This is a genomic window from Nocardioides sp., assembly GCF_035503875.1.
Classification (GTDB): domain Bacteria; phylum Actinomycetota; class Actinomycetes; order Propionibacteriales; family Nocardioidaceae; genus Nocardioides.
On record NZ_DATJTA010000003.1, the window covers coordinates 42,568 to 56,119 of the forward strand.

The window sequence follows — 13,552 nt, forward strand, 5'->3', positions numbered from 1 at the left end:
GGTCTCGAGGCCAGAAGGAGAAGCGTGGCCAAGACCCGAGTACACGAGCTCGCCAAGGAGTTCGGAGTCGAGAGCAAGTTCGTTCTCGAGAAGTTCAAGGAGATGGGGGAGTTCGTCAAGTCGGCGAGCTCGACCGTCGAGTTGCCTGCGGAGATGCGTTTCCGCAAGGAGGTCGGCGAGTCCCTGAAGGCCTCCGGCGGCGCCGCTGCGCCCGCCGAGGCGCCCGCGGCGTCGGCGCCCAAGCCGGCTCCCCACAAGCCCGCCGCCCCGAAGCCCGCCGACGCTCCCGCGCCGGCCGCCGAGGCTCCCGCGGCACCTGCTGCTCCGGCACCGGAGGCTCCGGCCGCCGCAGCGCCGCAGGCTCCGGCTCCCAAGGCCGCCCCCCGACCGGGTCCCAAGCCCGGCCCGGCGGCCCCCGCCAGCAAGCCCGCTGCCGAGCAGCCTGCCGCTCCCGCGGCTCCGGCCGCGCCCGCCGCCCCGGCGGCGTCGGCCGCCCCGGCTCCCGCCGCGCCCAAGGCGCCGACCCCGGCCCCGCGGCCGGTCGGCCGTCCGGGCGCGCCGCGACCGGGCAACAACCCGTTCGCGCCCAGCCAGGGCATGGGCCGCAAGCCCGCCCCGCCGCGTGGCGGGGAGACCCCCGCCGCCGGTGCTCCGGCCGCCCCGGCCGCCGGTGGCGAGCAGCGTCCGCCGCGGCCGCCGGCCGCTCGTGACGGTGGCGCTCCGGGTCGTCCCGGCATGCCGCGTCCGAACCCGGCGATGATGCCCAAGTCCCCGGCCGCCTTCGGTAACGGTCCCGGTGGCCGTGGCCCGGGTGGCCCCGGTGCCCGTCCCGGTGCGCCGGGTCGCGGTGGCCCGGGTGCCGGTCGTCCGGGTGCTCCCGGTCGTGGTGGCCCCGGTGGCGGCGCGGGTGCGCCCGGTCGTCCGGGTGGCTTCGGCCCCGCCGGCGGCGGTCGCCCCGGCGGCGGCAACCGTCCCGGCCAGCGTGGTCAGACCCAGGGTGCCTTCGGTCGCCCGGGTGGCCCGTCGCGTCGTGGTCGCAAGTCGAAGCGGGCGCGGCGCCAGGAGTTCGAGGCCATGCAGGCCCCGACGATCGGCGGCGTGCGGGTTCGCAAGGGCGACGGCGAGACCGTCCGCCTGCCGCGCGGCGCCTCGCTGACCGACTTCGCCGAGAAGATCGGCGTCGACGCGGCCCAGCTCGTGCAGATGCTGTTCAGCCTCGGCGAGATGGTGACCGCGACCGAGTCGGTCAACGACGAGACGCTGGAGCTGCTCGGCGAGGAGCTCAACTACGTCGTCCAGGTCGTCTCGCCCGAGGACGAGGACCGCGAGCTGCTCGAGGGCTTCGACCTGGAGTTCGGCGCCGACGAGGGCGACGAGGCCGACCTGGTCGTCCGTCCGCCGGTCGTCACCGTCATGGGTCACGTCGACCACGGCAAGACCAAGCTCCTCGACGCGCTGCGCAGCGCCAACGTCGTCGACAAGGAGGCCGGTGGCATCACCCAGCACATCGGTGCCTACCAGGTCGCGGCCGAGGTCGACGGCGAAGAGCGTCGGATCACCCTCATCGACACCCCGGGTCACGAGGCCTTCACGGCCATGCGTGCTCGTGGTGCCCAGGCGACCGACATCGCGATCCTCGTGGTGGCGGCCGACGACGGCGTCATGCCGCAGACGGTCGAGGCGCTCAACCACGCCAAGGCCGCCGGTGTGCCGATCGTCGTGGCGGTCAACAAGATCGACAAGCCCGACGCCGACCCGACCAAGGTCCGCGGCCAGCTGACCGAGTACGGCCTGGTCCCCGAGGAGTACGGCGGCGACTCGATGTTCGTCGACGTCTCGGCCAAGTCCCAGCTCAACCTGGACAAGCTGCTCGAGGCGGTCGTCCTGACCGCCGACGCGTCGCTCGACCTGCGGGCCAACCCGACGCAGGACGCGCAGGGTCTGGTCGTCGAGGCCCACCTGGACCGCGGTCGCGGCCCGGTGGCCACGGTGCTGGTCCAGCGCGGCACGCTGCGCGTGGGCGACTCGATCGTCGCCGGTCCGGCCTTCGGCCGCGTCCGGGCGATGCTCGACGAGCACGGCCAGGAGCTCACCGAGGCCACGCCGGCCCGTCCGGCGATGGTCCTGGGTCTGAGCGCGGTGCCGGGCGCGGGTCAGAACTTCCTGGTCGTCGAGGACGACCGGATGGCCCGTCAGATCGCCGAGAAGCGCGAGGCCCGCGAGCGGGCGGCCATGCAGGCCAAGCGCCGCGTGCGTCGTACCCTCGAGGACTTCATGGCCTCCATGGAGAAGGGCGAGAGCCAGGAGCTCAACCTCATCCTCAAGGGCGACGTGTCCGGTTCGGTCGAGGCGCTCGAGGACGCCCTGTCGCAGATCGACGTCGGCGACGAGGTCAGCCTGCGGGTCATCGACCGCGGTGTCGGTGCGATCACCGAGACCAACGTCGACCTGGCCGCCGCCTCCGACGCCATCATCATCGGCTTCAACGTCCGCCCGCAGGGCAAGGCGACCGAGATGGCCGACAAGGAGGGCGTGGAGATCCGGTACTACTCGGTCATCTACCAGGCCATCGAGGAGATCGAGGCGGCCCTCAAGGGGATGCTCAAGCCGATCTTCGAGGAGTCCGTCCTCGGGCAGGCCGAGATCCGCAACATCTTCCGTTCGTCGAAGATCGGCAACATCGCCGGTTGCATGGTCACCAGTGGTGTCGTGCGGCGCAACGCGAAGGCGCGGCTGCTCCGCGACGGCAAGGTCATCGCCGACAACCTCGACCTGGCCTCGCTCAAGCGCGAGAAGGACGACGCTTCCGAGGTCCGCGAGGGCTTCGAGTGCGGTCTGGTCCTGAAGAACTACCAGAACATCGAGATCGGCGACATCGTGGAGTCGTTCGAGATGCGCGAGATCGCTCGCAGCTGATCCACCCTGCCGAGTCGGCGCCAGCCTCCGCATCGTCGGGGGCTGGCGCCGACTCGCGTCTACGAGTCTTCTGAGAGAGTGAGCACCATGGCCAATCCCCGTGTCCGCAAGATCGCCGATCGCATCCAGGTCGTCGTCGCCGAGATGCTGGAGCGCCGGATCAAGGATCCGCGCCTGGGCTTCGTGACCATCACGGACGTCCGGGTGACGGGCGACTCCCAGCAGGCCACGATCTTCTACACCGTCCTCGACTCGACGGGCGACGACGAGGCCGCGCTGGCCGCGACGGCCGCCGCCCTGGAGTCGGCCAAGGGCCTGATCCGCTCCGAGGTGGCCAAGCAGCTCGGCACCCGGATCGTCCCGACGCTCACCTTCGTCGCGGACGCGCTGCCGGAGTCGGCGCGTCATCTCGACGAGGTGCTGGCCCGGGCGAAGGCCCAGGACGACGCGGTCGCGGCCCAGCGTGGCGCGGCGTACGCCGGCGACGCCGACCCGTACAAGAAGCCCCGCGAGACCGCGGACTCCGACGCCGACCTCGACGTCGACGACTCCGACGACGAGTGAGCGACTCCGCCACCGCGGCGGGCCTCGTCGTCGTCGACAAGGCGGGCGGCATGACCTCCCACGACGTCGTCGCGAAGGTCCGCCGCCTCGCCGGCACGCGCAAGGTCGGCCACGCCGGCACGCTGGACCCGATGGCGACCGGGGTGCTGGTGCTCGGGGTCAACCGGGCCACCCGCCTGCTCGGGCACCTGATGCTCACCGAGAAGGCGTACGACGCCACCGTCCGCCTCGGCGTCGCGACCACCACCGACGACGCTGAAGGTGAGGCGACGGCGGCGGTCGACGCGTCCCACCTGGACCCCGCGAGCGTGCGGGCGGCCTTCGCCGAGCAGGTCGGCGACATCGAGCAGGTCCCGACGGCGGTCTCGGCGATCAAGATCGACGGCAAGCGCGCCTACCAGCGGGTCCGCGACGGCGAGCAGGTCGAGCTGAAGGCGCGGACGGTGACGGTCCACGAGCTCGTGGTCCACGACGTCCGCCCGGAGGGCGCCGTCGTCGACGTGGACATCTCGCTGCGCTGCTCCAGCGGCACCTACGTGCGCGCCATCGCCCGCGACGTGGGCGCCGCGCTCGACGTCGGCGGCCACCTGACGGCGCTGCGGCGTACCGCCGTCGGGCCGTACGACCTGGGCGTCGCCCGGACCCTCGACGAGCTCGGGGAGTCGTTCGCCGTGCTGCCGGTCGCCGAGGCCGCGCGCGCGGCGTTCCCGGTCGTCGAGCTCGACGAGGACCAGGCGCGTGACGTCCGGGTCGGCCGGCCCCTCGACGTACCGCTCGACGCGCTGGCGGCCGTCTTCGCGCCCGACGGGGAGTTCCTGGCCCTCTACGAGCCGCGCGAGGGGCGAGCCCGCCCGGTCGCCGTCTTCGTCTGAGCTAGCTGAGACCGTTTGGGTGGTCGAGCCCGCGCCTGAGTAGGGTTTCGGCGTGCAGATCTGGCGCTCCCTCCACGACGTCCCGGCCGACCTCGGCCCGACGGCCGTCGTCGTCGGCAACTTCGACGGGGTCCACCTCGGTCATCGGCAGGTGCTCGCCCGCGCCCGTGCTCTCGCCGACGAGAGCGGCCTGACCCTGGTGGCGGTGACCTTCGACCCCCACCCGATGGCGGTGCTGCGACCCGAGCACGCCCCGAGCACGCTGACCTCCATCGAGGTGCGTGCCGAGCTGCTGGCCGAGGCCGGTGCCGACGCCGTGCTCGCCGTACCCTTCGACCTCGACGTCGCCGGCTGGGAGCCCGACGAGTTCGTCCAGCGCGTGCTCGTCGACGCGCTGAGCGCGGCCCGGGTCGTGGTCGGGGCCAACTTCCGGTTCGGTCGCAAGGCCGCCGGCGACGTGGCCACCCTCCAGGCCGCGGGGGAGCGGCTCGGCTTCGTCGCCGAGGGGATCCCGCTCGACGGCGGTCCGATGGTCTGGTCCTCCACCTACGTCCGCACCTGCCTGGCGACCGGTGACGTCGCCGGTGCGGCGGAGGCGCTGGGCCGCCCGTACGCCGTACGCGGCGTGGTCGTCCACGGCGACCAGCGCGGCCGCGAGCTCGGCTTCCCGACGGCCAACGTCCCCACCGACGGCCTGACCGCCGCCCCGGCTGACGGCGTGTACGCCGGCCGCCTGCAGCGGCTGGACACCGGCGAGATCTTCCCCGCGGCCATCAGCGTCGGCACGAACCCCACGTTCAACGGCGTCCGCGAGCGCCGGGTGGAGAGCTACGTGCTGGACCGCACGGACCTGGAGCTGTACGGCGTCGAGGTCGAGGTCTCCTTCGTCGACCGGCTGCGCGGCATGGTCGCCTTCGAGTCGGTCGAGAAGCTCGTCGAGCAGATGGACGCCGACGTCGACCGGGCGCGGGTACTGCTCACCTCGTGACTCCCGTGAGCCCCGTGACGCCGGAGACCATCGCCGCCACCGACCGGTGGTTCCTGCAGCACGGCCTCGCCTACTTCGTCCCCGAGCAGCGGGCCGCCGTCCGGGCAGCGCTGCGCCCGCGCCGGGTCCTGCCGCTGCTCGCCGCCACCGCCCTGGGCGCCGCCGGGGTCGCGGTCGCGGTGACGCTGCTGGCGGACGAGATCAGCTTCCTGCCCTCCATCCTGTGGACCGGGTTCGGGATCGTCGCGACCTGGTACGCCCTCACGGCGCTGGAGGCCCGCTCGATCGTCACCTGGGCGCTGGCCCGGACCTTCCGCAGCCTGTGGACCCTGATGCCGATGATGACGCGGGCGCTGCCGCTGCTGCTGCTCTTCGTCACGTTCCTGTTCGTGAACGCGGAGGCCTGGGAGGTCGCCTCGCACCTCGACGGCGGCGAGCTGTGGCTGGTGGCCCTGCTCTTCGGCACCATGGCCGGCGCGTTCCTGCTGGTGCGGCTGCCCGAGGAGGTCGACCGCACCGACGACCACGTCGACGACGCGCTGCTGCTCGCGTCGACGACCGGGACCCCGCTCGAAGCGGCGGCGCAGGAGCTGGTGGCCGACCCGGATGCCGACCCCGCGTCGTACGCCGAGGTCAGCGGGTACGAGCGCTGGAACCTGGTGCTCGTGCTGGTGGTCATCCAGGCCACTCAGGTGCTGCTGCTGGCCGTCGGGGTGTTCCTGTTCTTCATGCTCTTCGGCGCGATCACGATGGAGTCGGGCATCGTGACCGGCTGGACCGGGGAGGAGGCGCACAGCCTCCCGGGTCGGTTCTCGAACATCTCCGTCGAGCTGGTCCAGGTCTCGGTGTTCCTGGCGGCCTTCTCGAGCCTGTACCTCACGGTCTCGACGGTCACCGACGAGACGTACCGCGCCCAGTTCTTCGGCAGCGTGCTGCACGAGCTGGAACGAGCGGTCGGCGTACGAGCGGTCTACCTTGCCCTGCGCGCTTCGACTCCCGGAGGCCCGACCACCTGACCCGCCGAGTCGGCAGAAGTTGCGCGTCGAGTCGGCAGAAGTTGCCGTCAGGTCTGACGTGAACTTCTGCCGACTCGGCGGTCAGGCGTCCAGGTCCTTCTCGACGAGGGCGGCGATCGCGTCCACGTCCGCCTGGCTGTCGCCGGAGACCTCGACGGTGTCGCCCTTGCCGGCGCCCAGGGTCATGATCAGCAGCGCGGAGCTGGCGTCGACGGCCTCGTCGCCGGGGATGCCGATCAGCACCTCGGAGTCGAGCTCACCAGCGGCCTCGGAGATGATCGCGGCGGGACGGGCGTGCAGGCCGACGGCGGAGCCGACGACGACGGACTTGGTGGGCATGGACTCTCCTTGAGCTCGGGGTTCGGTGGGGTGGAGCGGTCAGGCGGGGACGGCGGCCGGGCTGCGGCCGATGGACTTCAGGGCGATGACGGCGATGGCGCCGACGACGACGCCGACCGCCAGGGAGCCGAAGAACCAGATCACGTTGTCGACGGCGAAGATCACGAAGATGCCGCCGTGCGGGGCGCGCACGCTGACGTCGAGGGCCATCGACATGCCGCCGGTCACCGCGCTGCCGAGCATGATCCCCGGGATCACCCGCAGCGGGTCGGCGGCCGCGAACGGGATCGCGCCCTCGGTGATGAACGACGCGCCGAGCAGCCAGCCCGCCTTGCCGTTCTCGCGCTCGGGCACCGTGAACAGCCCCGGGCGTACGACGGTGGCGAGCGCCAGCGCGATCGGCGGAACCATGCCGGCGAGCATGACCGCCGCCATGATCTTCAGCTCCGGGGCGTCGGACGCGAGGGCCGCGCCGCCCACGCCGGCGGCTGCGAAGCTGTAGGCGACCTTGTTCAGCGGGCCGCCCATGTCGAAGGCCATCATCAGGCCGAGGACGACGCCGAGCAGGATGGCGTAGCTGCCGCTCATGTCGTTCAGGCCGTCGTTGAGCTGCTCCATCAGCCAGCCGATGGGCTTGCCGAGGACCACGATCATCAGCAGTCCGGCGAGGATCGAGGTGAACAGCGGGATGACCAGCACCGGCATCAGGCCGCGAGCCCAGGTGGGCACCTTCCAGCCGGCGATCCAGTGCGCGATCAGTCCGGCGACCACGCCGCCGACGATGGCGCCGAGGAAGCCGGTCACGGGTGCGGCGGTGTTGCCGGAGATGCCGTCGCCGTTCTGGACGTTGAAGATGTTCGCCGCGAGACCGCCCACGATGAAGCCCGGTGCGATGCCCGGCCGGTCGGCGATCGCGTACGCGATGTAGCCGGCCAGGGCGGGGACGAAGAACATGAACGCCGTCTTGCCGATGACGAAGAACAGCGCGCCCAGATAGGCCAGCAACCCCGAGCCGAGCAGCGCGTGGTCGAGGCCGAAGGCGTCGACGTCCGGCAGGTCGAACAGCGTGTTGTCGACCATGATCTTGCCGTAGTTGTTGTCGTTGGCGATCTCGTAGCCGGCCAGCAGGAAGCCGAGCGCGATGAGCAGGCCGCCGGCCGCGACGAACGGGATCATGTACGACACGCCGGTCATCAGGACGCGACGGGTCCGGCCGCCCCAGGTCTCCCCGGCGCCCGTGGACGCCATGCTGTCGCCGCCGCCGGAGGACCCCTCTACGCGCGGGGCGTTCGGGTCGCCGGCGTACCGGAGCGCCTCGGCGATCATCGCGTCGCCCTCGTCGATCGGCCGCTTCACCCCGGACGAGACGACCGGCTTGCCGGCGAACCGGTGCCGGTCGCGGACCCCGACGTCGACGGCGAAGATGACGGCGTCGGCGGCCGCGATGGTCTCGGGGGAGAGCGGCTTGGCGCCGGCGGAGCCCTGGGTCTCGACCGCGATTTCGACGCCGGCCTTCGCGGCGGCGGCCTCCAGGGCCTCGGCGGCCATGTAGGTGTGCGCGATGCCCGTGGGGCAGGCGGTGACGGCGACGAGGCGCCGGGCCTCGGTCGTGGTCGCGGGCTGTTCCGAGGCGGCCTCGGCGGGCTTGTCGGCGGGCGGCGCGGGCGCGGCCGGCTTCGGGGCCGGTGGCGGGCCGAGCACCAGCTCGATGTGCTCGACGACCTCCTCGGCCGTCTCGGCCTCGCGCAGCGAGTCGGTGAAGGCGGGCTTGACCAGCGCCCGCGCGAGCTTGGTCAGCAGCTGCAGGTGGGTGGCGTCGCCGCCGGCGGGGGCGGTGATCAGGAACGCGAGATCGGCCGGTCCGTCCTTGGCGCCGAACTCGACCGGCGGGTCGAGGCGGGCGAAGGCCAGCGTCGGTACGTCGACGCCCGCCGTCCGGCAGTGCGGGATGGCTATGCCGCCCGGGAGGCCGGTGGGAGAGGTCGCCTCGCGGGCGAGCGCGTCCGTGACGATCTGGTCGGCGTCGGTGGCGCGGCCGGCGTCGGAGACGACGCCCGCGAGGGCGCGGATCACGTCGTGCTTGTCGGCGCCGAGATCCGCATCGAGGCGGACCAGAGCCGTGGTGATCAGGTCGGGCATTCAGTCTCCCTGGGTGGGCCGCAGGTCGCGGACCGAGACGAGCTCGGGCCGGACCTCGGTGGGGTGCGGGATGGTCGTGCCGGGCAGTCCGGCGGCCGCGCTGCCGTAGGCGACGGCGAGCGCGAGTCGTTGGGCGGGTGGTCTGTTCTCGATGTCACCGAGGAGGTACCCGAACAGGCTGGAGTCCCCTGCGCCGACGGTGCTGACGACCTCGGTCGGCGGGGGTGCGGCGTACCAGGCGCCGTCGGCCGTGACCAGCACGGCGCCGTGGGCGCCGAGCGTGGCCAGGACGGTCTCGACGCCCCGCTCGACCAGGGAGTACGCCGCCTTCGCGGCCGCCTCCGCGTCGGACTCGAGGACGTCGGCGTCGCCGCCGGTGAAGGAGGCGAGCTCCTCGCCGTTCGGCTTCATCAGGTGCGGTGGAGCGTGGTCCAGCCGCTCGACGAGGGAGCGCAGCGGCGCGTCGCTGGTGTCGACGGCGATCCGGGCGCCGGCGTCGCGCAGGGCACCGACGAGCTCGGCGTACCACTCGACCGGGGCGCCCGGGGGCAGCGAGCCGGCGAGCACGATCCAGTCGGCGGACGCGGCGCGCCGGCGCAGCGACTCGGCCAGTCCGCGCAGCACCAGCGGGGTCACGGCGGGGCCGGGGCTGTTCAGCTTCGTCGTGGTGCCGTCGGGCTCGCTGATGGTGATGTTGACCCGCAGCGTGCCCTCGTTCGGAACGGGGCGGCAGTCGATGCCGGCACCGAGCAGCTCCAGGACGTACGGGTCGTCCTTCGCGGCGGGGAGTACGGCGATCGACGGGATGCCGGCGGCGACCGAGGCGCGCGAGATGTTCACGCCCTTGCCGCCCGCCTGGGAGAGCACGGACTCGGCGCGCTGGACCGCACCGCGCTCCAGGGGGCCGGTGAGGGTCACCGTCCGGTCGTGGCTGGGATTGGCCGTGAGCGTGATGATCATGCGGTGCGGACCTCCATCCCCGAGGCGGCGAAGGTCGCCTGGTCGGCAGGGTCGATGCCGGTGTCGGTGACGAGCACGTCGACCTCGTCGAGCGAGGCGAACCGGACCGGCGCCTCCACCCCCACCTTGCTGGCGTCTGCGAGCGCCACCACCTGGCGGGCGCAGTGCACCATCGCCCGCTTCACGGCCGCCTCGTCGTGGTCGGGGGTCGAGAGGCCGTGCTCGGCCGTGACGCCGTTGCTGCCGAGGAACACCACGTCGGCGCGGAGCCGCTCCAGTGCCGCGACGGTGTCGGCGCCGACGGCGGCCTGGGTGGTCGCGCGGACGCGGCCCGGGAGCAGGTGCAGCTCGACCTGCGGGTTGCCGGCCAGCCGCGCCGCCACCGGCACGGCGTGGGTGAGGACGACGAGACGGTGGTCGCGGGGGAGCAGGCTGGCCAGCCGGTTGGTGGTGGAGCCGGCGTCCATCAGCACCGTCGAGCCCGCGGGCGGGAGCAGCTCGAGCGCCGCGCGCGCGATCCGTTCCTTCTGCGGCGTGTTCGCCTGGTCGCGCTCGATCAGGCCCGACTCGATGACGGCGAGGCTGTCGGACGGTACGGCGCCGCCGTGCACGCGGCGTACCAGGCCCATCCGCTCGAGGGACGACAGGTCGCGCCGGACCGTCTCGGTCGTGACGTCGTACCGTTCGGCGAGTACGTTGACCGACAGACGCCCGTGCTCGGCGACGAGTTGGGCCATCGCCTGCTGGCGCTCCTCGGCGTACATCCGCCACCGTCCTCTCAGCCTGCGCGGATCTGTGTATCTGTTGTTTTAGACCCGTTTGTGTTGACTGTCAAGCCCGACCGGGCGTTTACTGTGAGCATGGTCACCGGTTCCCCCACCCCTGCCGCCGTCGTCCTGACGGGCACCCCCGTGGTCCCGGGTGCGGCGTACGGCCCCGCCCTGCTGGTCCGTGCCGAGATCTCACCGGCCGCCGTCGAGGCCTTCGGCTCCGGCGGGTACGCCGACGACGAGGCCGCGCTCGCGGCGTACGACGACGCCGTGGCCGCCGTCGCCGACGGCTTCGCCCGCAAGGCCGAGAAGGCGTCGGGTGCCGCGGCGGAGGTGCTCACCGCCAGCGCCGGACTCGCCAAGGACAAGGGACTGCGGGGAGCGGTCCGCAAGCACCTGCGTGCGGGCGACGACCTGCTGGCGTCGCTGCACGCGGCGGTCGAGCAGTTCGTCGGGGTGTTCACCGGCATGGGCGGGCTGATGGCCGAGCGGGTCACGGACCTGCGCGACATCGAGCGGCGCGTGACCGCGCACCTGGTGGGTGAGCCGGAGCCCGGCGTACCCACGCCCGAGATGCCGTCGGTGCTGGTCGCCGAGGACCTCGCCCCCTCCGACACCGCGGGTCTCGATCCCGCGCTGGTCATGGCACTGGTGACCGAACGGGGCGGTCCGACCAGCCACACGGCGATCATCGCGCGCCAGCTCGGCATCCCCTGCGTGGTCGGCGTCGGCGGCGCGCTGGCGCTCGTAGGCGGGACGCCGGTGCTGGTGGACGGCACCGCCGGCACCGTCGAGAGCCACCCCGACGCCGCCGAGGCCGAGCGCAAGGTCGCCGCCGACCGGGAGAGCCGGGCGGCCCTGGCGGCCTGGGAGGGGCCGGGACGTACGGCGGACGGCACCGCCGTGAAGATCCTGGCCAACGTCGCCGACGGGGAGTCGGCGACGCAGTCGGCCGAGGCGCCCGTCGAGGGGGTCGGGCTGTTCCGTACCGAGCTGTGCTTCCTCAACCGCAAGGACGAGCCCTCGGTCGAGGAGCAGGCCGGGATCTACGCCGACGTGCTGCGGCCCTTCCGGGACCGGTACGTCGTGGTGCGCACCCTGGACGCCGGCTCCGACAAGCCGGTCGCGTTCGCGACGCACGAGGGCGAGGAGAACCCTGCCCTGGGCGTGCGCGGGCTGCGGCTCTCCTTCGACAACCCCGCGCTGCTGGAGCGCCAGCTCGACGGCATCGCCGCCGCCGCGGAGTCGACCGGCACCGAGACCTGGGTGATGGCGCCGATGGTCGCCACCGTCGCGGAGGCGCGGGCGTTCTCCGCGCAGGTCCGCAGCCGGGGGCTGAAGGCCGGCGTGATGGTGGAGGTGCCCTCGGCGGCCCTGCTCGCGCACCGGATGCTGGAGGCGGTCGACTTCCTCTCGATCGGCACCAACGACCTCACCCAGTACGCCATGGCCGCCGACCGGATGGCCACCGACCTCGCGCACCTCACCGACCCGTGGCAGCCCGCGGTCCTGCAGCTCATCGCCATCACCGCCCACGCCGGTCAGCAGGCCGGCAAGCCGGTCGGAGTCTGCGGCGAGGCCGCCGCCGACCCGCTGCTGGCCTGCGCGCTGGTCGGCATGGGCATCACGTCACTGTCGATGGCTGCGGCCGCCGTACGCCCCGTCGGCGCGCGGCTGGCGTCGGTCACCCTGGACGAGTGCGAGGAGGCCGCCGAGGCCGCCCTCTCCGCCGCCGACCCGATGGCCGGCCGCGCCGCGGTGCTGGAGGTGCTGGAGCGGGGCTGAGGAGGCGGCGGCGGACGTCATACGAGCTGGGTGCTGGAGGCGCCGGGTCGTATGACGTCCCGGCGGGCGGTGAGCCGTCAGTCGTCCACAAACTCACGAGTGCTCGGAGTTCTCCACCGCTCGACGACGGCTCGACCCCCGCCGTCCTGACCGGGCGGCAACGTCGGTGCCATGGCGACGACATCGGACGAGGATCCGTCGGCGGAAGCAGGCCCAGCGCGCCGGGAGCGCCTGGAGCGCCTCGAGCGCCTGGAGAAGCGTGCGCGCGAGCAGGCAGGCGTGATCTCCCGGCAGGAGCTGTACGCCGCCGGCCTGACCAGGGGCGAGGTGCGCGCCCAGGTTCGGGCGCGGCGATGGCAGCGGGTCGGGGCGCACTGCCTCGTCGTGCACACCGGCCCGCTGAGCACCGAGGCGCGGCACTGGGTGGCGGAGATCGAGTCCGGTCCGCGTGGGTTCATCGACGGTGCCTCGGCCCTGGTGCTCGCCGGGCTGAAGCGGTACGAGCCCGAGCGGATCCGGGTGACCGTGCCTCGGGGCGCGAGGATCCGTCACCGTCCGTCGCCGTCCCTGGATATCCGTCAGACCAGGCGATGGAGCCCGAGCGACCTGGTCGAGGGGGAGCGGCCGCGGCGCGCGAGGGTTCCCGTCGCAGCGGTCCGGGCGGCGCTCTGGGCACGGTCGGACCGACAGGCGATGCTGGTGTTGACGATGACCGTGCAGCAGCGCCTCTGCACCGTCGAGGAGATCGTCCGCGAGATGCTCCGGGTTCGCCGCGACCGACGCCGGTTGCTGATCCACGAGGCGCTGATCGACCTGGCGGGCGGCATCGGATCGCTTGCCGAGCTCGACGTCCTCCGCGGCTGTCGCGAGCGAGGCATTCCCGAGCCGGACCTCCAAGCGGCTCGCAGGACGGCGTCGGGCAGCTACTTCCTGGACTTCCGCTGGTCGCGGTGGCGCACCGTGCTCGAGGTGGACGGCATCCAGCACACCTGGGCGGAGCACCTCGTGGGCGACGCGTTACGTCACAACAGCATCGCCATCGACGGCGATGTGGTGCTCCGGATGCCGGTGCTCGGACTCAGGGTCTGTCCCGACGACTTCTTCGACCAGGTGCGGAGGTCGTTGCATCGTGCAGGTTGGGCAGCCTGACGTCGCCCGGGACGTCATACGACCTGGCACCCGGGGCGACCAGCACGTATGACG

11 protein-coding genes are annotated in these 13,552 nt (G+C 72.8%); 7 read left to right on the top strand and 4 right to left on the bottom strand.

The features are described 5' to 3' along the window. Positions 1–24 precede the first annotated feature (24 nt). The 5 genes from infB to VMF51_RS00355 all read left to right on the top strand — a co-directional run bounded on the left by infB (position 25) and on the right by VMF51_RS00355 (position 6,356). Complete coding sequence (gene infB, locus VMF51_RS00335; protein ID WP_325472392.1) at positions 25–2,916, top strand: translation initiation factor IF-2; 2,892 nt, start codon at positions 25–27, stop codon at positions 2,914–2,916. Between the two features lie 87 nt (positions 2,917–3,003). Continuing rightward, positions 3,004–3,480: a 30S ribosome-binding factor RbfA gene (gene rbfA / locus VMF51_RS00340; RefSeq protein ID WP_325472393.1), complete on the top strand. Its 477-nt coding sequence runs from the start codon at positions 3,004–3,006 to the stop codon at positions 3,478–3,480. A gap of 50 nt (positions 3,481–3,530) precedes the next feature. Beyond that, the gene (gene truB, locus VMF51_RS00345; RefSeq protein ID WP_414689426.1) at positions 3,531–4,352 is read left to right on the top strand and encodes a tRNA pseudouridine(55) synthase TruB; all 822 of its coding nucleotides are present in this window, start codon (positions 3,531–3,533) and stop codon (positions 4,350–4,352) included. Positions 4,353–4,404: 52 nt separating this feature from the next. Further along, a complete protein-coding gene (locus VMF51_RS00350) occupies positions 4,405–5,340 on the top strand; it encodes a bifunctional riboflavin kinase/FAD synthetase (protein ID WP_325472395.1) in 936 nt (311 codons plus the stop codon). Between the two features lie 14 nt (positions 5,341–5,354). Next, complete coding sequence (locus tag VMF51_RS00355) at positions 5,355–6,356, top strand: hypothetical protein (RefSeq protein WP_325472396.1); 1,002 nt, start codon at positions 5,355–5,357, stop codon at positions 6,354–6,356. 81 nt (positions 6,357–6,437) lie between these two features. On the opposite strand, the gene VMF51_RS00360 is transcribed toward VMF51_RS00355, so the two are convergent. From VMF51_RS00360 to VMF51_RS00375, 4 genes are read right to left on the bottom strand one after another with little or no spacing between them, the layout of a single operon-like run. Beyond that, positions 6,438–6,695, bottom strand: a complete 258-nt coding sequence (locus tag VMF51_RS00360; protein WP_325472397.1) for an HPr family phosphocarrier protein — start codon at positions 6,693–6,695, stop codon at positions 6,438–6,440. Between the two features lie 39 nt (positions 6,696–6,734). Continuing rightward, positions 6,735–8,834, bottom strand: coding sequence for a fructose-specific PTS transporter subunit EIIC (locus VMF51_RS00365; RefSeq protein ID WP_325472398.1), 2,100 nt, complete (start codon positions 8,832–8,834; stop codon positions 6,735–6,737). Continuing rightward, positions 8,835–9,794, bottom strand: coding sequence for a 1-phosphofructokinase family hexose kinase (locus tag VMF51_RS00370; RefSeq protein WP_325472399.1), 960 nt, complete (start codon positions 9,792–9,794; stop codon positions 8,835–8,837). Beyond that, the gene (locus VMF51_RS00375) at positions 9,791–10,558 is read right to left on the bottom strand and encodes a DeoR/GlpR family DNA-binding transcription regulator (protein WP_325472400.1); all 768 of its coding nucleotides are present in this window, start codon (positions 10,556–10,558) and stop codon (positions 9,791–9,793) included. Before VMF51_RS00375 ends, VMF51_RS00370 begins: the two co-directional genes overlap by 4 nt. Positions 10,559–10,654: 96 nt before the next feature. Between VMF51_RS00375 and ptsP the strand changes: the two genes are divergently transcribed. Further along, positions 10,655–12,349 carry a phosphoenolpyruvate--protein phosphotransferase gene (gene ptsP, locus VMF51_RS00380; RefSeq protein WP_325472401.1) on the top strand — a complete coding sequence of 565 codons (1,695 nt, stop codon included), beginning with the start codon at positions 10,655–10,657 and terminating at the stop codon, positions 12,347–12,349. 171 nt (positions 12,350–12,520) lie between these two features. Beyond that, positions 12,521–13,498, top strand: coding sequence for a DUF559 domain-containing protein (locus VMF51_RS00385; RefSeq protein WP_325472402.1), 978 nt, complete (start codon positions 12,521–12,523; stop codon positions 13,496–13,498). Positions 13,499–13,552: the final 54 nt, after the last annotated feature.

Excerpts from the sequence above, each read along its gene's own strand:
- rbfA (WP_325472393.1), top strand. The coding sequence starts at position 3,004 with ATGGCCAATCCCCGTGTCCGCAAGATCGCCGATCGCATCCAGGTCGTC.
- truB (WP_414689426.1), top strand. The coding sequence starts at position 3,531 with ATGACCTCCCACGACGTCGTCGCGAAGGTCCGCCGCCTCGCCGGCACG.
- VMF51_RS00360 (WP_325472397.1), bottom strand. The coding sequence starts at position 6,695 with ATGCCCACCAAGTCCGTCGTCGTCGGCTCCGCCGTCGGCCTGCACGCC.
- VMF51_RS00365 (WP_325472398.1), bottom strand. The coding sequence starts at position 8,834 with ATGCCCGACCTGATCACCACGGCTCTGGTCCGCCTCGATGCGGATCTC.
- VMF51_RS00370 (WP_325472399.1), bottom strand. The coding sequence starts at position 9,794 with ATGATCATCACGCTCACGGCCAATCCCAGCCACGACCGGACGGTGACC.
- VMF51_RS00375 (WP_325472400.1), bottom strand. The coding sequence starts at position 10,558 with ATGTACGCCGAGGAGCGCCAGCAGGCGATGGCCCAACTCGTCGCCGAG.
- ptsP (WP_325472401.1), top strand. The coding sequence starts at position 10,655 with ATGGTCACCGGTTCCCCCACCCCTGCCGCCGTCGTCCTGACGGGCACC.
- VMF51_RS00385 (WP_325472402.1), top strand. The coding sequence starts at position 12,521 with ATGGCGACGACATCGGACGAGGATCCGTCGGCGGAAGCAGGCCCAGCG.